We start from the raw sequence: 25,543 nt of genomic DNA on the forward strand, positions 1-25,543 counted from the left end.
CCCTCCTACTACTGAGCTGCGGATTGCTGGTTTTCTTGACTCGCATGAAAACCATCTGCAAAATCTTTAATTGCTTGCGTCATTTGTTTTTCATCTGGCAAATTACCAGTATCTTTAATTTCCTTTAAAAGATCACTATGATTACCATCAAAGAAATCAAATAAGCCACTTTCAAAGTTTTGCACTTCATCTAACGGAATACTATCTAAAAAGCCATGTGTTAAAGCATAAAAAATCACAACTTGTTTTTCCACGGCTAACGGGCTGTGAAGTGGTTGCTTCAAAATCTCAATGGTGACCCGTCCACGATTTAATTTAGCTTGGGTAGCTTCATCTAGATCGGAACCAAACTGAGCAAAGGACTCTAACTCATTATAAGAAGCTATATCCAGCCGCAAAGTCCCGACGACTTTTTTCATCGCTTTAATCTGGGCGTCACCACCAACCCGTGACACGGAAGTACCGGCATCAACCGCAGGACGATTACCAGCATAGAACATGTCACTTTGTAAGAAGATTTGGCCATCAGTAATTGAAATCACATTCGTTGGAATATAAGCAGAGATATCTCCAGCTTGAGTTTCGATAATTGGTAAAGCAGTCATGGAACCGCCACCTAATTTATCATTTAATTTGGCTGCCCGTTCCAACAGACGTGAATGTAAATAAAAAACATCGCCAGGATAAGCTTCACGCCCAGGTGGCCGACGCAATAACAGGGAAATTTCCCGGTAAGCAGCCGCTTGTTTACTTAAATCATCATAAATGATTAAAACATGCTTACCATTATACATAAACTCTTCACCCATCGCCGCACCGGCGTATGGAGCAATGTACAGTAGCGGAGCCGGTTCACTAGGTCCAGCTTCCACCACAATGGTATAATTCATCGCGCCCATTTTTCGTAAGGTCTCAACTTGAGCCCGGATAGTAGATTCCTTTTGACCGATTGCGACATAAATACAAATCATGTTTTGATCTTTTTGATTTAAAATGGTATCAATCGCAATGGAAGTTTTACCAGTTTTTCGATCACCAATGATTAATTCCCGTTGGCCTCTACCAATTGGTACTAAGGAATCAATGGCCTTCAAACCAGTTTGTAACGGCTCGGAAACTGATTGCCGATCCATAACTCCTGGTGCAGTAGCCTCAATCGGGCGCGTTTTAGAGGTATTAATTTTACCTAAGCCATCTACCGGTTGACCCAACGGATTGACCACGCGGCCAATTAACTCTTCGCCCACCGGGACTTCCATAATTCTTTGCGTCCGTTTAACCTGGTCACCTTCACGAATGTTATCATATCGACCTAAAACGATTATTCCTACATCATTGGTTTCCAAATTTTGGGCAATGCCGTAAGACCCATTGGAAAACTCTAACAATTCATTAGACATGACATTGTCCAAACCATGAGCGCGCGCAATTCCGTCACCAACATAGGTGACAGTCCCCACTTCTGCAACTGTCAAGTCATCATGATAGTTTTTGAGCTGTTCTTTAATTAATGAACTAATTTCTTCAGCTTTGATGCTCATTCATTTCACCTCTATTTAATTTAATTGTTGAGCAAAACCTGATTGAGATGCTGAAGTCGGGTACGAATACTGCCATCAACTATTTGATCACCGATTTGCGTAATAATGCCTCCTACAATCTCAGGATCAACTTTTGTTTCTACCAAAACTTGGTTGGCCCCTAGTCTTGTAGCCAAAGCAGCCTGCAATCGTGTGACTTGCTGATCATCCAACTCGACAGCCGAAGTAATAACAGCATGATACGTTTTTGTCATTTGATCAAAGCGATGTTGATAAGCAGTCACAACTTCTGGCAAAATATCTAGTCGCTGATAATCAAATAATAATTGCAAAAAGCGTTGCATAATCGGGCTGACATTTTGTTGCATCAAATCAACCAATTTTTGCTTTTTTAAAACAGATAGGCGAGCATCAGAAAAAATATTCTTTAAATCAGGTATTTGTTGGTAAACTTGCTCTAACTGCAATAATTCTTCTAAAATCGGTTCGTATTGGCGCTCTTCACCAGCATATTCAAATAAGGCTCTAGCATAACGCCGTCCAATTTCTTCCTTATTTAGTTTCATTGCTTGTCTTCAACTCCTTAATATATGAGTCGACTAAATCCTTTTGATCAGTCACCGAAAGTTCCCGACCAATGATTCGCGAAGCAATATCTACTGAAATTTGGGCCACATCACTTTGAACAGATTTCATCGCATCTTCTTTGGCTTGCCGTGCATCGGCTAAAGCTTGCTGATTAATTTCTTGGGCTTCAGAATGCGCCTGATCCACGATAGATTGGCGTTGATCTTTTCCGGATTGTTTGGCATCCGCTACAATCTTCACAGCTTCAGCTTTGGAATCCTGCAACGCCGTCATCCGCTGTTGTTTTAAGCTTTCAGCTTCTTGACGTTCATTGTCTGCATAATCTAAATCATCAGTAATTTTTTTTACTCGCTTGTCCATCATTTGAGTAATTGGACCCCAAGCAAAATGCTTCACCAACAAAGTTAGAATAATAAATGATATTAATACAAACAACGTATCACCAAGCGAAGATGACTCCGCTGCTAACCACAATGTCGTTTGCACTGATACGTCATTCCCTTCTTTTTATGAAATTGTTTCACTAAATAACCAATAAGAAAGCAACAACAATCGCTAGAATCGGCACCGCTTCAATTAAACCAACACCGATAAACATTGTAGAACGTAATTGTCCGCTCATTTCTGGCTGCCGTGCCATACTTTCAATTGTTTTTGAAATAACGTGACCATTACCATAAGAAGCAGCCAACGCTGCAAAGCCTGCTGCAATACCTGCACCTAAAAATTTCATTTATACTTTACCTCCAAATTAATCTGCAACAATCTTGTGGGAAATGTAAACGCTCGATAGAGTAACGAAAACATATGCCTGAATTGCGCCTATAAAAACTGAAAATCCTTGCCAAATCATTGAAAATGGCATCACACCAACAAATGTGATTAATCCCAATGTGTGAGATAACTTCACTAATAAATCGAGTAACACTTCTCCAGCATAAATATTGCCGTATAACCGCAAAGACAGTGTTAAAAAATTAGTAAATTCCTCTAAGAGATTAATCGGTCCCAAAAAGCTCACTGGCTTGGCAAAGCTTTTTAGATATCCCATAAAACCAAATTTCTGAACACAGAAAAAATGTGATAAAACTAACGTAACAGTTCCTAAAGCCATCGTGACAATGGGGTCAGAAGTTGGCGATTTAACATAAGTCTTCCCGCCAACTGCAATCTCGAAAATTAAGCCCAATTGATTAGCAATAAAAATAAAAGCAAACAAAACAAATGCATAGAGCATAAAGGGTCGTGCTTCGCTTTTATTAGGAAATTGCGACTTAACAATTCCATTGGTAAAATCAACAATCCATTCTAAACAATTTTGGGCTTTTCCAGGACGCATTTCAATTTTTCGCGATAAAACGAAAAAAATTAAAAAGACAATAATCGCTGCAATCAAAGTTGACAAACAATTACTTACATTAAATGTTAAACCACCGATTGACACCAATGGATGTGAGTTCAAGTTACATCGCTCCTTTCTATTAGATTTACAAACTGCTTAAGGCTGATAAGTATATTGATAGATTACCACCAAAAAACAACAAATTCAAAGCAAAATGAAAATCATCATCATAAAAAAAGAATGGACTATTTTGTACCAAACAGGCGATCGCCAGCATCTCCCAAGCCTGGGAAAATATAGCCGTTTTCATTGAGCTTTTCATCTAGAGCTGCAGCATAAATATCAACATCAGGATTTTGATCTTGGACAGCCTTGACTCCTTCAGGAGCAGCCACTAAAACTACTAAACGCATATGTTGTGCTCCACGCTTTTTTAAAGCCTCAATCGCCATGTTAGCAGATCCTCCTGTGGCCAGCATGGGATCAACAATAAATAATTCCCGTTGTTCGATATCTGAAGGTAATTTCACAAAATATTCATGTGGCTTGAGCGTTTTTTCATCCCGGTACATACCGATATGTCCAACTTTAGCGGCTGGGATCAACTGTAAAACACCATCAACCATTCCTAAACCCGCACGTAAGATAGGAATTACAGCCAATTTTTTGCCGGACAAAGTCTTTTGTACTGTTTCACCCATGGGCGTTTGCACTGTAACATCTTCTAACGGCAAATCGCGTGTTATTTCATAAACCATCAATTCGGCAATTTCGTTCGCCACTTCCCGAAAAACACGAGTTCCGGTATCTTTATTCCGTATAATGGTTAATTTGTGTTGAATTAAGGGATGATTTAAAACTGTAAATTTTGACATAGTAAACCTCCAATTAGTGAAAATGTTGATTACCAGCAGATTTGCTTAAACGATTCATATACGCTGAGCCTAATCCCGAATCTGTTTGCCCTTGTGCCAATATATATTGAATTTCCGGCACTAGATCAAATTGCCGTAAACCCGCAAATAATAAATGGCTGGCCGATTGTAAAGAATCACCTAAAGAAAAGGTCGCACTGGCGGCTGCTAAATCTAAGTTATCCAATACTTCTTGTTGGGCCATAACCGCAAAGTGTACCTTCTTTTGCTGCAACCAGGCAATAGCTTGTGGGAAGTCGCGCGGATGATCAACAATGATGACTTGGGCGCGCGGGGCATAATGCTTATATTTCATTCCAGGGGCTTTAGGAATTTCACCAGCTTGAACAGGATGGTGATCAGTTTGAACCGTACCTAAAATTCTCTGTAACTGCTCTAAAGTTAACGCACCTGGGCGCAATATGGTGGGTACTTTCACTGTTAAATCAATTACTGTCGATTCCAAACCTACCCGGGTTGGTCCATCATCAATAATGGCCTTAATTTTGCCATTTAAATCATGATAGACATGATGTGCCGTTGTGGGACTCGGTTTACCCGACGTATTCGCTGATGGTCCTACAATCGGCCGTCCTAACTGGGTAATAGTTGTCAACGTAGCGGCGTTATCCGGCATTCGAAAAGCACAAGTTGTCAAACCGCCAGTGACCGTTGTTGATAAAGTCTGCGGCTTTAACTTTAAAATGATCGTTAGCGGCCCCGGCCAATAAGCGGTCATTAATTTTTCCGCCCGCTCATCTTTTTGTGCATATTGCCAAACCATTTGGGGACCATCGACATGAACAATTAAGGGATTGTCACTGGGACGGCCTTTAGCCTGATAAACTGCCCGACAAGCTGTGGGATTAGTTGCATCGGCGCCTAAACCATAAACAGTTTCCGTAGGAAATGCTACTAACTCCCCTTGGCCGAGCCAAGATGCCGCCTGTTGCGTTTGAGTATTAGCTAATATTTCAGTTTTCAAATTATTTCACCTCTTTTCGTTGAATGCGTAAAAAGCGCGGTTGACCAGCTAAATCCTGAAAAAAGTCTAACTGCCAGTCGGCTTGTTGTTTTGCAAATAGCTTACTGATTTGAGCTTGCTGGTGAAACCCAAATTCCAAGTACAATCTTCCTCCGGGATTCAAAAAAGAAGCAAAATCAGCAAAAATGCGCTGATAAAATTCTAAACCATCTGCGTCTGCAAATAAAGCCTGATGTGGTTCATATTCTATCACGGATCGATCCATATACTGAATTTCTTGTGCAGAAATATAAGGCGGATTAAACAAAATCACATCAAACTTATCCCCTCTCACGGGTGCCCAGAGATCACCCTGCCGCAATTGGACTGGAACTTGATACTTATCGATATTATTTTGCGCAACCCGTAAAGCCGAAGAGCTAATATCTGTAGCAATTATTTTTTGCCATTGCGCTTTTAAAGCTAGAGTAATAATCAGGGCGCCTGAGCCAGTGCCTAATTCTAACACTGACTGATCATTTACGTCATCTGCTAAGATTTGAGCAATCATACTCTCACTATCTTGGCGTGGAATCAAGGTTGCCGCATTGACTTGAAATTGGTGTCCATAAAACCACGCCTGACCTAAAATATATTGTGGCGGATAACCAGTTTGTGCTTGTTTAATATAAGCAAAATACTGCTCCTGCTGGGCCGGACTCATTAATTCATGCTCATGCAAACTAAATTGTGTTGCAGTCCAGTGCAACATTTCCCACAGTAAATAACGCGCTGTATCCAACGGCTGCTGCGTATTTTTAAGCATTAAAAAAGCCCGCTGAAGGGCATCAGTATAGCTTAGTTTCACCATTTTGTATTTGCTCCAATTTTTGCGTCTGATCAGACAAGATTAAAGCATCAATGATTTCATCTAATTGACCATTCATGATTTTATCTAATTTATTCAAGGACAACCCAATGCGATGATCTGTAACTCGATTTTGCGGATAATTATAAGTCCGAATCCGCTCCGACCGATCACCAGTGCCCACCGCTGATTTTCTTTCAGCTGCGTATTCATCTTGATTTTGGGATTCATAATAATCATAAACACGAGAACGTAAAATTTGCATGGCTTTTTCACGATTCTGCTGTTGCGATCGCTGGTCTTGCATCGCTACTACAATACCTGTGGGCAGATGCGTCATACGAACCGCTGAAGAAGTTTTATTAATATGTTGTCCGCCTGCTCCGGAAGAACGATATACATCCACTCGAATATCTTTAGGATCAATCTCCAAATCCACTTCATCATACTCCGGCATGACAGCCACCGTAGCAGTAGAGGTGTGCACCCGTCCTGCTGACTCCGTTTGGGGAACACGCTGGACTCGATGCGCGCCGTTTTCAAATTTTAATTTTGAATAAACATTCTTGCCGCTGATCATCACGGCTACTTCTTTAAAGCCGCCGACCTCAGTTTTGGTCTCATCAATAATCTCAAAATTCCAATTTTGACGTTCAGCATAGCGTTCATACATATTTAACAAATCCCCGGCAAAAAGACTTGCCTCATCGCCGCCAGCAGCACCGCGAATCTCCATGATAATATTTTTATCATCATTGGGGTCTTTAGGCACCATTAAGAGTTTAATTTGATTTTCAACTTCTGCTAATTGCGGTTCCATAGCTGCCAAATCATCTTTAGCCAGTTCAATCAACTCTGGATCATTATTTTCAGTCAGAACTTCTTTACTTTCCGCAATATCTGATTTTAATTGTTGGTATTTTTTAAAAGCTGTCACGATTTCTTGCATCTCTGCAGCTTCTTTGGAAATTTTTAAATATCTGGGAGTATCACTAATAACCTCAGGATCACTCATTAGTTCCTGCAGTTCTTCATAGTGTTCCACAAGCCCTTCCAACTGATCAAAAATTTTATCCACAATAGTCCTCACTTTCGTTTTTTAGTTATTAGTTAACGGTGGGTTAAAATAATGATAACGACAAACAGGATAGTAAGTTTCATTGCCACCAATATAGATTTGTTCGCCACCGTAGTCGGGATGGTGATCAGTAATTCTTAAATTCATGGTTGCTTTTTTAGAACAGAACCAACAAATAGTTTTCATTTCTTCAATTTTATCAGCATAAATTAATAAGGCTTGAGCTCCTGGAAACAATTGATTGCGGGAATCATTTTTTAAACCAAAAGCCATGACGGGAATAGCCAATTCATCAACTACTTGTGCTAATTGCTGAACTTGCGCCAATGTCAAAAACTGAGCTTCATCAATTAAAACGCAATCAGCTTGAGAATTTTCGGTTTGAATAATTTGCCATAAATTATCAGAGGCTCCCAGAGCCTGGGCCCGCCGTTTTAAACCAATCCGACTGGCAATATAGCCACTTTGTTCACGTGTATCTAATTTACTGGTTAATAATAAAACCTGCTTTCCCTGTTCTTCATAATTATGAGCTACTTTCAAAACCTCAATAGATTTACCGGCATTCATCGCCCCATAGCGATAAAATAATTGCGCCACGTGAGTTATTCCTCCTCATTAATTCATCGTTTTCCATTATACCCAAATCTGATAAAAGTTCCACAAATCTTCATACTGTCAGTATCAAGAATTGCTCTTTTTGTGGTATGATTTTTTTATTAATAAAAAGGATGTTGCACATGAGTCTTCAATCAAAATTGGCCGTCACTGCTGGTCGTTTATCATATCGTATTTTACATGACATTTTCCATCGCGGCAGTTCCTTACCAGGTAAAATAGCCTATCGCTTGGATCCCCAAGTTCTCAGCGAATTAGGAAAAAATTATCGCGTTATCATTGTTACAGGAACTAACGGTAAAACATTGACTACTGCTTTAATTAGTAAAGTTTTAGCCACACAAAAAATCCCTGTTTTAACCAATCCCACTGGCTCAAATATGGTGCAAGGGATCGTTTCTGCTTTCTTGGCATCACCTCAGCCTAAGGCTAAGCAAAAACCAGTGGCAGTTTTAGAAGTTGATGAAGCTAATGTCAAACCTATTTGTGAAGCACTAAAGCCACAAGCCTTTGTTTTAACTAATATTTTTCGTGATCAAATGGATCGCTACGGTGAAATTTATACCACTTACGAAAAAATACTGGCCGGAATTAAATTGGCGCCGCAAGCTGAAGTTTATTTAAATGCTGACGCCGCTATTTTTAATTCGCAGCCCTTACCCAATCCCAAAATTTATTATGGTTTTAGTGATGCCGGTCAAACCCAAAAAGATTTTCGAGCCAAATACAATGTTGATGGTATCTTGTGTCCCAAATGTCACCACATTCTTCACTACCACATGCTGACCTATGCTAATTTGGGGAGTTACTTTTGCCCACATTGTGGTTTTCAACGACCAGAACTAGACTACCAGGTCACCAAAGTCCAGCAAGTATTACCTAATCAGTCTACCTTTGATCTGGATGGCGATCCCTTCCATATTAATATTGGAGGAACTTACAATATTTATAATGCATTGGCGGCCTATGCTGTGGGACGACATTGGGGTATCGCCGCGAAACAAATTGCCGCGGCTTTTCAACAAAATGAACAAGTTTTTGGCCGGCAGGAAGTTCTCAATTTGGCCGGCAAACAAGTGACTATTATTCTAGTAAAAAATCCCGTAGGTCTAAATGAAGTGTTAGCTACATTAAAATCTGACCCTGGTTCATACAGCCTTGCCTTTGCTCTCAACGCTAATTACGCAGATGGTATCGATACTAGCTGGATTTGGGATGGTGATTTTGAAGAATTGTCTTTTGATAAAATTACAAAAGTTATCACAGGTGGCGAACGCGAGCACGATATTAACTTTCGCTTCCAAGTGGCTGGAGTAAATCCTCAAAAGATCATTTCCCAACCTAAATTATCTGATTTTATCACGGCTATAAAACAACAACCCAATGATAAAGTTTATCTACTCGCCACTTATACAGCCATGCTGCAATTGCGAAAAAAATTAATCAGCTTGAATTATATTCAAACTAAAGATTTAAAATAAAAAGATCTGATTGTTTCACAACAGATCTTTTTTTTATAACTCGGCTTTCCCTTCACGACGCATTAGCAGTTTAATTTCTTGTTTGATATCTGCCTTTTCATATAAAACATGATAAATGGCTTCTGTAATGGGCATTTCAACCTGTTGTTGCTGTGCTAATTCATAAGCTGCTTGACAGGTTTTCACACCTTCGATAACCATCCCCATGTTTGCAACTACAGCAGCTAATGGTTGACCCTGACCTAATTGATTACCCGCACGCCAATTGCGTGAATGTATACTGGTACAAGTAACAATCAAGTCTCCTACACCAGACAAGCCGATAAAGGTTAGCGGTTTAGCCCCCAAGGCAACGCCTAACCGGGTTATTTCTGCTAAACCACGTGTCATCAGTGCCGCTTTGGCATTATCTCCATAGCCCAAACCATGCAGTGCACCAGCTCCCAAAGCAATAATATTTTTAAAAGCCGCTCCCAATTCAACCCCAATGAGGTCAGTATTAGTATAGACGCGAAAATAATCATTCATAAATAACTGTTGCACTTGTTGCGCCGCAGTTACTTGGTTACTAGCAGCTGTAATCAAAGTTAAATCTTGCCGTGCGACTTCCTCAGCGTGGCTCGGTCCTGATAAGGCTACAATTCCACTGCGAAAATCTGCTGGGATTGTTTGGTGTAAAATTTCCGAGATGCGTAAATGAGTTCCTTGTTCTAACCCTTTGCTGGCATGTACTATTAGCGGACGAGCAACTTTCGTTTGTTTTAAATGAGTTAGTACTTGTTGGGCTACCGCACGAATTGCCGGTGTCGGCACCGTAAATAAAATTAATGCCGCATTATGAACACTTTGTGCTAAATTAGTTGTTGCGTGAAGTGCATGTGGATAGTGGTAATCTTTCATATAACGTTGATTAGTATGTAACTCATTCAATTCTTGTGCCTGTTCACGATGACGAGTCCAGAGCCATACTTCATGTCCATTTTGGACTAAAACGCTGGCTAAAATACTTCCCCATGAACCAGCACCTAAAACTGCAATTTTAGTTTTCATTAATTATCCTTATTCTAAATAAACAACTTTGATTCTATTCTAACGAAGACGTTGAGGTTTGCAAAGCCCTAAACTTAATTTTTCCTGCTAGTTGACAATGAACATAAGCCTACGGATTGGGATTATATTTTACAATAATAATTGTAGTAAACCAAGACAGGATGTAAAAAAAGCTGTTTACATCCACTTCTGCAAAAGAAATATAAAGTTATATTCTTCATTTACCGAGATCAAATGGGAACTAGCCCAAACAAGCAACCAATACCCGTCTTACTTGAAAATCATGTCAGCTGAAGAACTTTTAAAGTATGCCGATCGAAAAATCATCCCAATACTGTTTCTATGTCTCATTGGAGTACTTATAAGAATGCTTTTAGACTTTATTTATTTATAAAAGTTTTCTCCAAGTATATGTAGCAGTAATCACTTACGAACATCTTAATGGACAAAAAAAGTGTAGTAAAAACTACACTCATCAATCAAAATAGCTCTCAATTATTTCACGGAATGGATTACTTGATATTCAATAGTTGCGCGGTAACTGTCTGGCAAATAGACTACTGAATTATAAGTACTCAATTTAAACTGACTATTAAACTTATATTTAAAATTATTGCTGCTCGGATTGTACCGAATGATCGGTTTAAAATCGGTATCTAACACGACGTCCCCTGATAACCTATTTAAATTATTTATGCCAATCGCCAATTGAATCTGAGACTTGCGCAGCTGATGATTATTATGGCCTACAAACACCACGGGATTATCATCGGATTCATTAGTGCTTTGTGAAATTAGTTTCGCACTTACAGTAGTTACCGGATTCTGCTTAAGATGTCCAGTAGTGTCGTAAACAGAAAATGAATTGTCCGGATCCTGAACATCTGAGCCCTGAACAGTAGTTCCGATTCCTGTATTCATCAGATTAAATTTTATATTTTTCGGGAAGCCCACCAAATTTGCAGTCACTGCAGTGGGTGTCCAAACAAAGGTTTTAGAACCAGCCGACGTTAAATTACTTAAGTCTTCCAACGTTAAATTACATAAGTCTGAAGAAGTGTATTGCTTTTTAGTACTAGAAGTATCAGATATTTCAGATTTGTCAATCCAAGTACCACTATCACAAATCAACTTTTTATTATCTGGATCACCCGGATAATCTTTTGGATTGTCGGAATCTGGAGCATTAGGTAAACTACTGTTTGTCAAAACCGAATTTTTCCCCAATGTTAAATACCACAAATTGTTACATCCTGCTAAAAAATCTTTGCGATTTGCTTGCGTTAAATTAAGCTTACTGATGTCTAATTGTGTCAACTGTGAACAACCTGCAAAAGTTTGTTTTGCAGAGCCTAACTTGTTTTTTTGAACACTAGAGTTGTTAGGATCATTAGAGTTGTTCAAAACTATAGGCTTCGATAGCTTGCTATCATAATAAAACATGTAATCAATTGCTGTAGCTTCTCCTATGTGCCAAGAGTTAACGCTCGATAAATCCTGTAAAGCTTTGCAATTAGAAAACATAGACGAAAAGTTAGTAGCTTGACTGGGATTAAACTTGGATAAATTCAATTTAGATAATGAACTGTCTTGATCAAACATATAAGCTACAGTCGTCGCATTACTTCCCGTCCACTGGCTTAAATCACCCACGCTCGTTAACTTTGAACAACCTGAAAACATTCCGAGAAAAGACGTTGCTCCACTAGGATTAAAGTTAGTTAAATCTAGAGAAGTTAGTGCTATATCACCATTAAACATATAAGCTACATTTGTCGCATTACTCCCCGTCCACTTGTTTAAGTCACCCACGCTCGTTAACTTTGAACAACCTGAAAACATTCCGAGAAAAGACGTTGCTCCACTAGGATTAAAGTTAGTTAAATCTAGAGAAGTTAGTGCTTCATCACCATTAAACATATAAGCTACATTCGTCGCATTACTCCCCGTCCACTTGTTTAAGTCACCCACGCTCGTTAACTTTGAACAACCTGAAAACATTCCAAAAAAAGACGTTGCTCCACTAGGATTAAAGTTAGTTAAATCTAGAGAAGTTAGTGCTTCATCACCATCAAACATACTAGAAACATTTGTCGCATTACTCCCCGTCCACTTGCTTAAGTCACCCACGCTCGATAAAGCTGTACAATGATAAAACATATATGAAAAGTCAGTAGCTTTACTCGGGTTAAATTTAGTTAAGTCCAGTTTTTCCAACTTAGCGTCACCATCAAACATACTAGCCACATTCGTCGCATTACTCCCTGTCCAAGAGTCAATGCCGCTAATCGTTGTTAAACTGGAACAACTAGCAAATAAAGCGCTAAAATCTCGAACTTGGTCAGTGTAAGTGGGTAATTTAACTTCAGTTAAACTGGTATCAGTCTGAAAAACGCGGCTAAAATTTGTCAAGTTCTGTGTCTGCAAGCCACTAAGATCTACTTTGATTAAACTAGTATCATCTTTGAAGAGACCAAACATTGAATAAATTTTTGATGTATCAAAAATATGATCATTAAAGTGAATTGCTGTCAGTGCAGGAAAAGAAGCAAACATTTGAGAAATATCACCCTGCAAATACAAATCACCTTCTAATTCAATCGTAGTTATTTTTGCACGCATAGCAACGTGCTCCTGCCCATACCATGGCCATTGAGGTACTATAGAACCAGAAATCCTCGGTCCGTCAATAGTTTGATTGCCTTGTATTACTAAAGTAGTGTCATTATTAGTTAAATAGTATTTTATGTCTGCCGGCCCTACAGCCTCGCGCATTAGTAACTGTGAATTTCCCACTTTTATTGGTGTGACTTTTTGAGCAAGCGGAACTACGTGCAACTGGTCGAATTGTCTTGCTAAAGAACTAGTATTCACAAATACCCCTGATGTAGCGCTTTTTGTTTGTACATTCAAGTTACTATCTGCCCTGACTAAATTGCATTGAATCCAAAACATTTGACTAATTAAAGCGAAGATTAAAAGTGTAAATCTAAAAAACTTCCGAGAGCAAGAGTATAATTTCATTTTTTCGCTTTCTTTTGTTTTTAAACTTTTTTATTATATTTTATCAAAAAAACAACATATAAGCAAAATACTTAAACATTTTCAGCTATTTTAATTAATGTACATTGATTATCGATTTTTACAAAACAAAAAATATTGCAAAATTTGAAAAAATCTGATCTAGTCAATTGCTACGGGCATTTAAAAAATTATCTATAATGGCCCTTCGTCGTATCAAAAAACGTTGATTGTTATTTATTGGATGTACACGGTTACTTAAAACAATCAAAGCCCGCTGTTGCCAACGATCCAGAAGCCAAAAATTACCTGTATATCCAGTATGATATAAAATAGGTTGTTTTTGCTGACCCCAAAGTAAATTCCAGCCAAAGGACCGTCCCGGAGCCACGTTTGTAAACGACTGAAACAGCTGCTTTAATATTTTCTGACTTACCGGCGCAGAGGCTGGTTGCACTTGTCCCAATAACCAACGACTAAAATAGATTAAGTCCGGTATTCCCGCAAATAAACCTGCCGAACCACAATGCTGCTTGAGTTGATAGGCTTTCGGATCATGCACTTCTCCACGTAGCCAATGAAACCCACGTTGATTAGTTACAACGCACTGACTGGGATTGGGAGTAAAAGTAGCCATGGGTAATTTTAAGGGTTGTAAAACTAATTCTTGGATAACTAATTGAATAGGTTGCTGACATATTTTTTCAACCATCCAGCCGGCAATCAATGGGCCTGTATCAGTATAATTAATGATCCGATTAAAATCCGAAGTTACCGGTAATTGCAAAATGGCTTGCATTAACTGCTTGGCTGTTAACTGATCGCGATGAGGAATAAAACCTTGAATCCCTGAAGTATGAGTCATTAAATGGCGTAAGGTAACCTGTTCGGAACTAAATTCGGGTAATATGGTTTTCACGGGCGTATCATAAGTTAATTTTTGTTGCTCAATCAAATTTAACAAAACGGTTGTCGTACCTAAAACTTTTGTCAAGGACGCTAAATCATATAAAGGATGTGCAGGCAAAGGACTGACTTGAGGTTGCCACGTATTAACACCGTATTGCCCCTGTATCCATTGCCCTTGATTGAGATAAGCATAACCCACATTAGGTACAACTTGTTCACGTACTAAGTTTTTGATTTGTTCAACTAAAAGCGACACAACTTAAATCCCCACATTCCCTAAAAATTGCGAGTTGTACAACTTAGCATAAAATCCCTGTCGTGCTAATAATTGCTGATGAGTTCCTGTTTCGACAATCATACCATGATTCATCACAATAATTTTATCGGCATTTTGAATAGTAGATAAGCGATGAGCCACTACAAAACTGGTACGATCCTTCAATAAAACAGCCATAGCATGTTGAATTTTCGCTTCCGTGCGGGTATCCACCGAAGAGGTAGCTTCATCTAAAATTAAAATCTCAGGATCAGCTACCAAAGCCCGGGCAATCGTTAGTAACTGCTTTTGCCCTTGCGACAAGTTAGAAGCCTCTTCATTAAGCAGTGTCTCATAGCCGGCAGGTAATTGGCGGACAAATTCATCAACATGAGCAGCGTGGGCGGCAGCCAAAATCTGCTTCGAACTGGCTTTAGAAGAACCATATTGTAAATTTTCATAGATTGAACCAGTAAACAGCCAAGTATCTTGAAGAACCATAGCAAAATGTTCGCGTAATTTTTCACGACCTATATTACGTACATCTCGTCCCCAGAGTCTAATCGAACCTCCTTGAATCTCATAAAAACGTTCTAATAAATTAATAATGGTCGTTTTACCAGCTCCAGTGGGACCAACAATTGCAACCATTTCTCCAGGCGAAACTGTTAGCGAATAATCTTGCAATAGTAATTCTTGATCTTGATAACCAAATTGGACATGTTCCATTTGTATAATTTGATTACTAGGTTGATCTACAAGATCTAAATGTGTATGAGGCATGGGTGTTTCATCTAAAACTTCAAAAATACGTTCAGCAGAAGCAATAGTGGCTTGAATCGTATTCGTCAAGTTAGCTAATTGAGTAATGGGCTGGGAAAATTGTTGCGTATATTGTAAGAAAGCCTGAATATCACCAATCGGCAATCTTCCATGTGCCACTTGAATGCCTCCATATATTGCTACTGCTACATAGCCTAAATTATTAACAAAAATCATTAATGGCATTAACAAGCCTGATAATAACTGAGCCTTAAAAGCGGCGTGATAAAAATTATCATTTTCCTTTTGAAATTTTTTTAAAGCGGCGGCCTCATGGTTAAAAGTTTTTACTATCAAGTGGCCGGTATAGTTTTCCTCTACTTGATTGTTAAGCAAACCTAATGATTTTTGCTGCGCGCCAAACGCTTTTTGAGATTGGGGAGCAATGATTCCTACCACTAAAAGACTGACTGGGATGGTCACCAACGCAATTATCGTTAATTGCCAACTAATAGAAAACATCATTCCCAAAGTCCCAACAATCAGTACAAAACTAGTGACTAGCTGCGTCAAACTTTGTTGTAAAGTTCCAGCAATGTTATCCATATCATTAATTGCCCGCGATAAAATGTCACCATTATCATGAGTATCATAATAACTAATTGGTAAAGATTTCATTTTTAATTTTAAATCTTTGCGTAATTTATAAACGGTTTGCTGTGAAGCGCGGGTCATTAATAATTGCTGTAATAGACTAAAAACAGCCGCCAGTAAGTACAATATTGCAACTACTGTTAAAATCTGAATAATTTTTTCAAAATTAATAGGAAATCGAGTGACAGAATAGCCCGCTTTTTGCCGTGCTACCCCTTGAAGAACTCCTTTAAAAATTTCCGTAGTTGCTTCTCCTAAAATCTTTGGAGTTCGGATTTGAAAAATTGTGGAGGCAATGGCGAGCAAAAATACACAAACCAAAGACCAGAAATAACCAGACATATAATGAAAAATTCGGAATGTAGTTTTCCAGAAGTTTTTAGGCTTACGGGGACTTTGCGTCATTAACTGCTTACGACTGCTATGATTATGCATTAGAAACGGCCCCCTTTAATTTGCGAATTAATAATTTCCTGATAAATTTGGTTGTGAGCTTTCAGTTCCTGATGCGTGCCACAACCAACCATCTGGCCATTATCCAAAACTACAATTAAATCAGCGTCTGCAATGGTCGAGATCCGTTGGCCTACAATAACTTTAATCTTTGATTGTAATTGAGAATCTGCCCTTAACGCTTGCCGTAGCAACGCATCCGTTTGAAAGTCCAAAGCGGAAAAAGAATCATCAAAAACATATACAGAGGCTTGTTTAACCAAAGCCCGAGCAATAGTAAGCCGCTGGCGTTGGCCACCGGAAAAATTAGTTCCGCCTTGTTCGACTAAGGTATCTAGACCTTGTGCCTGGCGCAAAAAATCCGTTGCCTGAGCGATTTCTAAAGCATGCCAGAGTTGCTTGTCAGAAGCTTGTGTCAAACCATATTGCAGATTTTCACGTACCGTTCCGGCAAATAAAAAGGCTTTTTGCGGGGCTAAGGCTACATGCTCGTTAACCGTTTGCAAACTCAACTCACGTAAATCATGACCGTTTAAACTAACTTGTCCAGCTTCAGGATCATAAAAACGTGAAATCAGACTAATCAAAGTTGTTTTGCCAGCTCCTGTACCTCCAATAATTCCCAGCGTTTGCCCAGCAGTCACTTGAAAATTAATATTTTGCAAAGCAAGCCTTTCCGCATGGTGATAGCGAAAATTAACCTCCTCAAAGGCTAAAGATATCGGTTGATTAATCAGTGTCACTGGTTGAACTCGTTCAGTTATCGGGTTTTGTAAGTCTAAAACTTCTTGGATACGGACAGCTGACGCTTGAGCACGTGGTACTACCACAAAGATTACAGCCAACATCATGGAACTGGTTAAAATTTGCATGGCATAGGTCATAAAAGCAATTAAATTACCAACTTCCATCCGTTGATCAGCTATATATTGTCCCCCCAACCAAGTAATGGCGATATTCGTACCACTCATAATTAAGGTAATAACCGGAATTAAAACAGCCATAATAGAAAATACCTTTTGCGAATTGTGGGTATAATCCCGATTAGCTTCATCAAAGCGTTCTTGTTCCCAATCATCACGCCGAAATGCCCGAATAACACGTACACCCGTTAAGCCTTCCCGAAAAATCAAATTCAGCCGATCAATTTTTCGTTGCATAGCTTCGAATAGTGGTACCGCAAAATATAAAGTTATTCCAATCACTAATGCTAAAATCGGTAACACTACTAAAAAAATTTTGGTAAGCTGCGGATTTTTTTGATAAGCCATAAAACTAGCACCCAGCATAGTAATGGGCGCCATGATCATCATTCGAAGCATCATCATCGCCACATTTTGTACCTGCATTACGTCATTAGTGTTCCGCGTAATGAGCGAAGAGGTTCCTAACTGATCAAATTCATCATTAGACATGTACAAAACTTTTTGATAAATATCATTACGTAATCGCTGCCCTAGTTTTTGTGAAGCTGTCGCTGCGGAAAAAACATTTAAAAAAGCAAAAACTAAAACGAGTAACGACACCAATAACATTTTCGTGCCCGCGGATATGATATAATTGATGTTGCCGCGAGTAATTCCATTGTTAACAATATCGGATGTAATATTGGGCAAATATAGATTTGCAATAACTTGCAACAGCATAAATAAAAATGCACCGCACACGGCCTTAAAAGGGATTCTCCCTTTCATAATCTGGAACAATTTAGTCACTTCCAATTTGGATTTTAAGCAGGTATCATATGACTTTATCGAAACAAAATAAAAGTAATTTTAACATATTTTGGAAAATCATTAGCTTTATTTTATTATTTTTAATTCAACAGTCACCCACCATTCTTCTGGGATCGGCTTTGCAATCACATTCATCCTTTAAAAAATCTTGGGAACTAGTCATCATTTTTAGTGGATTATGTATGCTCATCGTTGGTCTTATGTTGGGTTTGCTGCATAAAACTCAGAGTTTTGCCACCCGGCGGTTTACTAAAAAAAGTTGGTGGATTTTTGGAATTGGTTTAATTGCTATTACTTTAATTAATGTTCTTTTACAACCTTTAATTAAACCGACGGGCAATCAAAATGTCCAATCTTTAACTCATTTAATGTTAACTTTTCCCCTAATGTTCGTTATCTACGCAATTTTAGTTGTGCCAATTACAGAGGAAGTTTTTTTCCGGGGCTTTTTTATTAATTGGTTTTTCGAACAACATTTAGCTGTCGGCTGCTTTTTAAGTGCTCTGCTCTTTGGTCTGATGCATGTCTCACGGGATCCTTTTTATTTCTTATCTAAGTTTTTACTGGGATTAGTTTTAGGCTGGTCATATCTACGAACTCATAATATTAAAATAAATATTTTGCTTCATTTTAGTAATAATTTTCTAGCAATTTTCATCGGCGTTTTAATGATAAAGCCTTGACAAGCAACAATTGGACAGGTATGATAGTTAGTGTTTGATTGCCCGTTGGTCAAATGGTTAAGACGCCACCCTCTCAAGGTGGAGTTACGGGTTCAATTCCCGTACGGGCGATATAAAAAATAACGATGATTGCTCAAAAAAGACAGTGACTAATTCAGTAGTCACTGTCTTTTTGTCTTGAACAAAGCAATTGGCTCATCGAAAAGCTCTTTAAGTTGATTTTTTAACTTAACATCTGATGATCTGGTGGTAACCAGCCAGTTTGTAGGAACACTCAACCAGAGATGGATTGGGTCCATTCATCCTGAAGGCTGATAATTTGGAGAAACCGACTGATATCAATGAAATATGGTGCCGCACTACAAAAATTGTAACCTCTTTTTAAAAGCGCATTACTTCAAAGCACACCTATTAACCCCAATTGTTCCCATTCCGATCGTAAAGCGTGAACACATCTAATGATGGAATTAAATTAAAGTTTTTTTATTTAAATAAATGACCTATAATAAAAGATAATTATGAATTAATTGAGGTGACGTTATGAATTATCAAGAACAAGATCCCCTTTTGTGGGCAGCTATTGCGCGTGAAACCAAGCGTCAAGAACAAAACATTGAACTGATTGCTTCCGAAAACATCGTTTCTGAAGGCGTACGAGCAGCACAGGGCTCTATTTTAACGAATAAATATGCCGAGGGTTATCCTAAGAAAAGATATTATGGCGGTACAGAATACATTGATGAAGTTGAACAATTAGCGATTGATCGTGCCAAAAAATTATTTGGTGCAGAATATGCCAATGTTCAGCCCCATTCTGGATCCCAAGCTAACGAAGCGGCTTACCGGGCATTTTTAAAACCAGGCGATAAAGTACTCGGAATGGATTTAGATGCTGGGGGCCACCTCACCCATGGTTCTCGGGTTAACTTTTCCGGCAAAACTTATGATTTTAGTTTTTACGGAGTTGATGCACAGGGTTGGATTGATTACGACGAGGTTCAAAGAATTGCCGAGCAGGAACAACCCAAATTAATAGTCGCCGGAGCTTCTGCCTATAGTCGGACCATTGATTTTCAAAAATTCCGGGAAATTGCTGATTCCGTGGGTGCCTTTTTAATGGTTGATATGGCGCATATTGCCGGTTTAGTAGCCACTCATCTTCATCCCAATCCCGTCGGTGTGGCCGATGTTGTGACCACTACGACCCATAAGACTTTGCGGGGACCACGGGGAGGATTAATTCTTTCACAAAACCAAAATGCTAAAAAAATTAATAGTGCTGTTTTCCCAGGCACCCAGGGCGGACCACTGGAACACGTAATTGCGGCCAAAGCAGTTGCTTTAGAAGAAGCATTACAACCAAGTTTTACAACCTATATGCAACAAGTCATCAACAATGCACAAGCGATGGCTGAAGTTTTTAATGCCGAACCGCTTACGGAAGTGTTAACCGGAGGCACTGACAATCATCTCTTAACACTCGATTTAACCAAAACTGGTTTAAATGGGTTACAGGCTCAAAATTTATTGGACTCGCTTCATATCACTACTAACAAAGAGGCCATCCCTAATGACCCCTTACCACCTTCCAAAACCTCCGGTCTCAGATTGGGCACTCCAGCAGTAACTAGCCGTGGTTTCCGAGAAAAAGATGTCCAAAAAACTGCTGAGCTTATTATCGATGCCTTTAAACATCATGATGATGACCAACAATTACAAAATATTAAGCAAGCAGTTTTACAATTAACTTCTGAACATCCTATTAATCGTTAAGACAATTTATCTGCCAAAAAGCGGGTGCCTTTGTTAGCATCCGCTTTTTAATTTCTTATTTTAGCCAATAATAATCTCATACAAAATATACAATTCCCAATCAGATATTGTGATGTGATAAAAATTTTCAATAAAGTGCAGAATGTCTTTAACATTGGTATAAAAGTTCAAGCCATTAACCTGTAATTGCTCTAAAGCTACCGGCACCGGATAAGCTGGGCTATCTAAAATTGTTCGTTCGACCATTAAAGCTAAATGAATCATTAAATTAAATTTAGTTTTGTTATTTAAATTGATTGAAAAACGCCGCTCACACTTTTCAATAATACTTTCGACTTGTTTAATAATAATCTCTGGATTCAAAAAATTAAGTTTTTCTGATAATCCTTTTTTGGAGAAAAAGGAAATACATCTATTAATAAACTCCGATAAATTTTTGGGATTAATAATTTGCTGCAATTTATAGTTCAAAGCGGTGAGGTCCCCTTCTTCATCGGTGATGTCAAGTAAATTAAATGTAGGAACCGTAGTTTTCTTTTCTAAATAAGAGGTTGTGAGTATTAATTTAGTATTTTTTAAATAATCGGGTTCTTGCCGCGCATGCTGTAAGAGCTCGGTTAAGTCTTTAAAATTCATCACAATAATTTTTAAATCTGGATAAATCAGAGGTTGTAAAATTTGCTGTAGTTTTTGAGCAATATCAAAACCTAAAATACTAGCAATAATTATATTCTGCTTATCTGAGAAGCCTTCGAAATATTGAATTTTAGTTTGGAACAGCCGTTTAGCATTTTCCGTAATATCGATAAAACGATGATGATTTAAGAGATGTTGACCAATTTCTAGAGCAAAGGAAGTGGTTAAATTATTAATAACTAATAATTCCCCCTGTATTTCTGGTTTTAAGCTTTTATACAATTGCGTTAACGATCCCATGTCGACCAGCATAATAACACCCTTTGCAGTGTCGCGTTCCGCCAACCAATTTTTAACTTTTAAAATAACTTCCTGTAGGTCAGAATTAATTGGCATATCAATAGCATCAAATAAATATGCGTGACAAAGTTGATTGGCTACTGCTTGAATACTGCTGGCTGTACTATTACCATGCGCCACCAATAATGCTTGATAAGGTAAGTCTTCCACAATCTGACCTTGCAAAAAAATTTGTAATAAAAACCGCAGCAGCTTTTGATATTCTTTGGGAATTTGAATAGTTATTTTTTGGGTAAATAATACTAAGCGGGGGGTATTAAGTTGGATTTGCCAGCGAAAACGTTGCATTAATTTCTTGTTAAAACAGTTCGAAAAATCCATAACATAAATCATCAAGGTCTGTAAAAAAGGTTGTACTAACTGTGCATCACCCATGATTTTTTGCGTATTATCCGTGATGATTTGTTGTAAACTTCGCCAAGTATAAGTGCGATCTAAGTTTAAGGCGGTGAAGTGGCTTTCGGCAAAGTGCCATAAAAGATCTTGTAATGTTTTTACTGCTGTTACTTGTTGTAATTGTTGCTGTAGCTTCTGCTGCAAGGCTTGATTAAATCCAGAAGGTGGCTGGCTCACTTGTTGCGGCATAATGTTTATGCCCTGATGCTGGGGATCGCCGATTATTAATTGTGATTGGGATTGTTGGGATTGGAGTGCTTGGGCACATAAAATCTGCACTTGGTTTTTTAGTTCTCCAATGTTGCCGGCTAATTGCTGATGTAATAACTGCTGAAATACTGCTTCGTCTACTTGAATATTCTTATGTAACCGCGCCCCTTCTTTTCGGATGAGTTCTCGTAAAAGAGCCTCTCGTTCCGCTAATGGGCGCTGGTGATAATCAGTTAATTCTAAAATCGTGACAATTCGCCGTAAAAAAGTCGGCAATAAAACCTTTGAGGGATCCTCTGTGGTTGCAAAAATCAAACGTACCTGGGCAGTAGTTACTTGGTCACTGGCGCCAACAACTTGGAATTCGCCCGTATCCATAAATCGAAATAACTTTTCTTGGTTAGCAAAGGAAAGACGATGGACTTCATCAAGAAATAACATTCCACCATTGGCTTGAGTTAATAACCCCGTTTTATTTTGGGTAGCTCCGGTAAAAGCTCCTTTTCGGTAACCAAATAACGCGGAAGACAAAAGTTCAGGATTATTCGCATAATCTGCACAATTAAAAACTACTAGTTTAGCAGCACACTTAGCATGTTGCTGATGCAAATATTCAAAGGTCAAATGTGCTAAAAAAGTTTTGCCAACACCACTATTGCCATGAATTAAAATAGGTAGTCCCGTGGGAGGATAAGAGATTGCAGCTTTACACTGCTCAATCATTTTGTGACAACTGCCTTGTACCCCGATAAACTTTTGGAAAGCATCTGTCAAAGTACTTTGTTTGGCGCCGTTGATCTGCCAAATTATGGGATAAGTATCTTGCTTTAAAACCAGATTTTGCTGTGCTAATTGATTTAAATACAAGCTCGTGGCGGAGCGGCTTAGATTTAAATCATGCGCAATTTGCAGCGTGGTTTGCCCATTTGCTGAACGTGCTAGTAATTTTAAAATAGTTTGTTTGGTCGCATTTCGCATCTTTTATCTTCACTCCACCTAAATCTTAACTAGTTCAAATCTCCTAATTTTCTTTAAAAAATGCGCTATCTGAAAAACAATTCCGTTCAAAACTCAGGGTTATTGCTGAATCTTAGGCTAACAAACTCCACACAATCCTAAAACAATTCCCAGAATCATAATACCGAACATGATAATGTTAACGTTTACCTTTTTGCGGAGCAACCAAAAAGCGAGTAGTGTAATTGTAATCGGAACTAGACCGATAAATAATTGATCTAAATAACTTTGAATTTTCATAACTTCTTTCGATCCATTAACACTAACTTGTAAAATAGTTTTAAATTTAACTGTTGAAGCTGTCATACTCCCCATCATTAAAAGTCCTAAAAGACTTGCGACTTTCGTCAGGATTTTAATGCCTCCACTTTGATATAAACGCTTAATAAAACTAGCACCAATGGCATAACCAGTATAAAGTGCATAATAATGTACTAAAAATGCAGGAACATTATATAAAAGCAAAAACAAAATGGCGCCCATAACGGATCCCGTACTTGCTAAAGAGATGCCTATTCCAGCCGCAATGACCCGCAAGATACCCCAAAAGAATGGATCACCAATTCCGGAAATAGGGCCCATCAATGAGGCTTTCACTGCGGTAATCGAATTGGGATCAAAATTAGGATCCTCACTGTTTTGATGTTCCATAGCTGCGACTAAACCTACAATAAAATTATTAATGTGCATAGTTGCATTAAACCAGGTCGTATGGCGAACAATTGCTGCACTTTGATCTTTGGGAGTTTTATAATAACGGTTAATCACTGGCAATAACGTATAGATAAAACCTAAAGCATGATATTGTGTGGCCCCTGTTCGACTAGCATTTAAAGTCCAAGAGCGCCAGAAAACTGAGCGCAGCATTTTTTTATCAGCTTTGGACAAGTTACGAGCTATTTTCATGAGAAAAAGTCCTCCTCTTCTTCTTGCTTCGTCAGTTTACGTTTATTTGTGGCTGTGGTTTGCGGTAAATTCATAAGTTCAAGATCACGTTGGGCGGTTACCACACAAATCACGAGTCCAATAGCCGCTACTGCTACGGCAGGTAGTTTTAAGTATGCAGTTAAAATAAAACCTAACAAATAAAATACTGCTAATTTATTATCCCAAAGCATTTTCATTAACATGGCAAAACCAACCGCGGGTAATAAACCACCGGCAGCACTTAAACCATTCATCACATTTTGTGGGATATTGTTGACCAATTCTTCTACTGGCTTACTTCCCAGCAGTACACCTAAAAAAGAAATAGACGCGATAATTACATAATAAAAAATCCAAGTTCCATAATGTAATAACACGATTTGTTTTTGACCATTTTTAGCAGCAACACGATCTAGAATCGGAGCAAAAAAATTCATAAAGACGTTTTTTAAGAACATCACTACAAAGGCTGCCAGCATGCCAATCGGAATAGCTAAATTGATCGCAGCTTTTTGATCAACATGCGAGATAATCGCAAAAGTAGTCGCCAGAGTTGTCGCCGTTACCGGCTCCGCTGAAATCACACCGCCAATATTAATATTGCCCATAAAGACCGCTTCTAAAGCCGCACCCATCAAAATTCCAGTCTTTAGATCGCCCATGAGCAAACCCGTCACTAAACCAACAACCAAGGGCCGCTCTAACATACTTTGACCGGTCAGATAGTTCCCCGCAAAGCAAATAAAAACACTCAGCCCTGCCATTAATGCTTGCATGAACATTTGGAATTCCTCCTATATTTTTTGAAGCGCTTTGAATAAGTCCAACTGGGGATTATCTGGTAACACTTGATTGTAGCTATGAACCCGCGATAATTGGGCTAATTCTCGAGCTGCATGTAACTCTTGGGGATTTAATAAGACACTGGGAAAGACCTCTTTTTTACTTTTCGGATCTGATTTGTCAAAACGCCCCGCATTGGCAACATTCACTGTTGCTACATCAGGACAATTTTGGGCAATTTTATTAGCATCCACCACATTGCCCACAATAACAAAAATACGTTTGTCTTTTCCTCGAGGATCTTGGAAAACACGAATGGCATCATCTACTGAACGAATTAATAACTTCATTCCATTAGGCACAGCCATTTTTAAAGTCATTTGTGTGACCTCATTTTGTGCTGCAGCATCATTAGCAACTACTAACAAGGGTGCATTTAATTCTTTAGTCCAAACGACAGCTACCTGCCCATGAATTAAGCGATCATCTACTCTAATTTGAGTAATCATAAACTCTCATCCTC

General features: G+C 38.6%; 22 protein-coding genes and 1 tRNA gene. 4 read left to right on the forward strand and 19 right to left on the reverse strand.

What is annotated here, in order from left to right; all coding sequences use genetic code 11:
• Positions 1 to 8 precede the first annotated feature (8 nt).
• The 10 genes from atpA to JG30_RS05160 form a co-directional block, all read right to left on the reverse strand.
• Positions 9 to 1,541 carry a F0F1 ATP synthase subunit alpha gene (gene atpA / locus JG30_RS05115; RefSeq protein WP_046316723.1) on the reverse strand — a complete coding sequence of 511 codons (1,533 nt, stop codon included), beginning with the start codon at positions 1,539 to 1,541 and terminating at the stop codon, positions 9 to 11.
• A 20-nt stretch (positions 1,542 to 1,561) separates the two neighbouring features.
• On the reverse strand, positions 1,562 to 2,107 hold the full coding sequence (gene atpH / locus JG30_RS05120; protein ID WP_046316725.1) for an ATP synthase F1 subunit delta: 546 nt from the start codon (positions 2,105 to 2,107) through the stop codon (positions 1,562 to 1,564).
• Positions 2,094 to 2,615 (reverse strand): F0F1 ATP synthase subunit B, encoded by a 522-nt coding sequence (atpF, locus tag JG30_RS05125; protein ID WP_046316727.1) that lies wholly within the window; start codon positions 2,613 to 2,615, stop codon positions 2,094 to 2,096. The genes atpH and atpF overlap by 14 nt, the downstream gene beginning before the upstream one ends.
• Positions 2,616 to 2,652: 37 nt before the next feature.
• On the reverse strand, positions 2,653 to 2,862 hold the full coding sequence (gene atpE, locus JG30_RS05130) for a F0F1 ATP synthase subunit C (RefSeq protein ID WP_046316728.1): 210 nt from the start codon (positions 2,860 to 2,862) through the stop codon (positions 2,653 to 2,655).
• Positions 2,863 to 2,880: 18 nt separating this feature from the next.
• The gene (atpB, locus tag JG30_RS05135) at positions 2,881 to 3,591 is read right to left on the reverse strand and encodes a F0F1 ATP synthase subunit A (protein ID WP_046316729.1); all 711 of its coding nucleotides are present in this window, start codon (positions 3,589 to 3,591) and stop codon (positions 2,881 to 2,883) included.
• A 125-nt stretch (positions 3,592 to 3,716) separates the two neighbouring features.
• Complete coding sequence (gene upp / locus JG30_RS05140; RefSeq protein WP_046316732.1) at positions 3,717 to 4,346, reverse strand: uracil phosphoribosyltransferase; 630 nt, start codon at positions 4,344 to 4,346, stop codon at positions 3,717 to 3,719.
• A 13-nt stretch (positions 4,347 to 4,359) separates the two neighbouring features.
• Positions 4,360 to 5,370: an L-threonylcarbamoyladenylate synthase gene (locus JG30_RS05145; protein WP_046316734.1), complete on the reverse strand. Its 1,011-nt coding sequence runs from the start codon at positions 5,368 to 5,370 to the stop codon at positions 4,360 to 4,362.
• 1 nt (position 5,371) lies between these two features.
• Entirely contained in the window at positions 5,372 to 6,220 is an 849-nt protein-coding gene (gene prmC / locus JG30_RS05150) for a peptide chain release factor N(5)-glutamine methyltransferase (protein WP_046316736.1), read from the reverse strand.
• Positions 6,198 to 7,295 (reverse strand): peptide chain release factor 1, encoded by a 1,098-nt coding sequence (gene prfA, locus JG30_RS05155; protein ID WP_046316738.1) that lies wholly within the window; start codon positions 7,293 to 7,295, stop codon positions 6,198 to 6,200. Before prfA ends, prmC begins: the two co-directional genes overlap by 23 nt.
• A 21-nt stretch (positions 7,296 to 7,316) precedes the next feature.
• Entirely contained in the window at positions 7,317 to 7,895 is a 579-nt protein-coding gene (locus JG30_RS05160; RefSeq protein ID WP_046316740.1) for a thymidine kinase, read from the reverse strand.
• A 140-nt stretch (positions 7,896 to 8,035) separates the two neighbouring features.
• Between JG30_RS05160 and JG30_RS05165 the strand changes: the two genes are divergently transcribed.
• Complete coding sequence (locus JG30_RS05165; protein WP_046316743.1) at positions 8,036 to 9,394, forward strand: Mur ligase family protein; 1,359 nt, start codon at positions 8,036 to 8,038, stop codon at positions 9,392 to 9,394.
• Positions 9,395 to 9,427: 33 nt separating this feature from the next.
• Here the strand turns inward: JG30_RS05165 and JG30_RS05170 are convergent, their stop codons facing one another.
• The 5 genes from JG30_RS05170 to JG30_RS05190 all read right to left on the reverse strand — a co-directional run bounded on the left by JG30_RS05170 (position 9,428) and on the right by JG30_RS05190 (position 18,205).
• Positions 9,428 to 10,444: an NAD(P)H-dependent glycerol-3-phosphate dehydrogenase gene (locus JG30_RS05170; protein WP_046316745.1), complete on the reverse strand. Its 1,017-nt coding sequence runs from the start codon at positions 10,442 to 10,444 to the stop codon at positions 9,428 to 9,430.
• A 495-nt stretch (positions 10,445 to 10,939) separates the two neighbouring features.
• A complete protein-coding gene (locus JG30_RS05175) occupies positions 10,940 to 13,357 on the reverse strand; it encodes a BspA family leucine-rich repeat surface protein (protein ID WP_179854030.1) in 2,418 nt (805 codons plus the stop codon).
• A gap of 274 nt (positions 13,358 to 13,631) precedes the next feature.
• Positions 13,632 to 14,630, reverse strand: a complete 999-nt coding sequence (locus JG30_RS05180) for a serine hydrolase domain-containing protein (RefSeq protein WP_046316750.1) — start codon at positions 14,628 to 14,630, stop codon at positions 13,632 to 13,634.
• Positions 14,631 to 14,633: 3 nt separating this feature from the next.
• A complete protein-coding gene (locus tag JG30_RS05185; protein WP_046316752.1) occupies positions 14,634 to 16,481 on the reverse strand; it encodes an ABC transporter ATP-binding protein in 1,848 nt (615 codons plus the stop codon).
• On the reverse strand, positions 16,481 to 18,205 hold the full coding sequence (locus JG30_RS05190; protein WP_046316754.1) for an ABC transporter ATP-binding protein: 1,725 nt from the start codon (positions 18,203 to 18,205) through the stop codon (positions 16,481 to 16,483). The genes JG30_RS05185 and JG30_RS05190 overlap by 1 nt, the downstream gene beginning before the upstream one ends.
• A 38-nt stretch (positions 18,206 to 18,243) precedes the next feature.
• Here JG30_RS05190 and JG30_RS05195 point away from each other — a divergent pair, with 38 nt between their 5' ends.
• From JG30_RS05195 to glyA, 3 genes are all read left to right on the forward strand, one after another.
• On the forward strand, positions 18,244 to 18,918 hold the full coding sequence (locus JG30_RS05195) for a CPBP family intramembrane glutamic endopeptidase (protein ID WP_052725210.1): 675 nt from the start codon (positions 18,244 to 18,246) through the stop codon (positions 18,916 to 18,918).
• Between the two features lie 39 nt (positions 18,919 to 18,957).
• Positions 18,958 to 19,029, forward strand: a tRNA-Glu gene (locus JG30_RS05200).
• Positions 19,030 to 19,458: 429 nt separating this feature from the next.
• Complete coding sequence (gene glyA / locus JG30_RS05205; RefSeq protein WP_046316756.1) at positions 19,459 to 20,691, forward strand: serine hydroxymethyltransferase; 1,233 nt, start codon at positions 19,459 to 19,461, stop codon at positions 20,689 to 20,691.
• 60 nt (positions 20,692 to 20,751) lie between these two features.
• Here the strand turns inward: glyA and JG30_RS05210 are convergent, their stop codons facing one another.
• The 4 genes from JG30_RS05210 to JG30_RS05225 form a co-directional block, all read right to left on the reverse strand.
• A complete protein-coding gene (locus tag JG30_RS05210; protein ID WP_046316759.1) occupies positions 20,752 to 23,271 on the reverse strand; it encodes a sigma 54-interacting transcriptional regulator in 2,520 nt (839 codons plus the stop codon).
• A 117-nt stretch (positions 23,272 to 23,388) separates the two neighbouring features.
• Positions 23,389 to 24,216 carry a PTS system mannose/fructose/sorbose family transporter subunit IID gene (locus JG30_RS05215; protein ID WP_046316761.1) on the reverse strand — a complete coding sequence of 276 codons (828 nt, stop codon included), beginning with the start codon at positions 24,214 to 24,216 and terminating at the stop codon, positions 23,389 to 23,391.
• Positions 24,213 to 25,019 carry a PTS mannose/fructose/sorbose/N-acetylgalactosamine transporter subunit IIC gene (locus JG30_RS05220; protein ID WP_046316764.1) on the reverse strand — a complete coding sequence of 269 codons (807 nt, stop codon included), beginning with the start codon at positions 25,017 to 25,019 and terminating at the stop codon, positions 24,213 to 24,215. The genes JG30_RS05215 and JG30_RS05220 overlap by 4 nt, the downstream gene beginning before the upstream one ends.
• Before the next feature lie 12 nt (positions 25,020 to 25,031).
• Positions 25,032 to 25,529, reverse strand: coding sequence for a PTS sugar transporter subunit IIB (locus JG30_RS05225; protein WP_046316766.1), 498 nt, complete (start codon positions 25,527 to 25,529; stop codon positions 25,032 to 25,034).
• Between the last annotated feature and the right edge of the window lie 14 nt (positions 25,530 to 25,543).

Source organism: Bombilactobacillus mellifer (genome assembly GCF_000970795.1).
Taxonomy (GTDB): Bacteria; Bacillota; Bacilli; order Lactobacillales; family Lactobacillaceae; genus Bombilactobacillus; species Bombilactobacillus mellifer.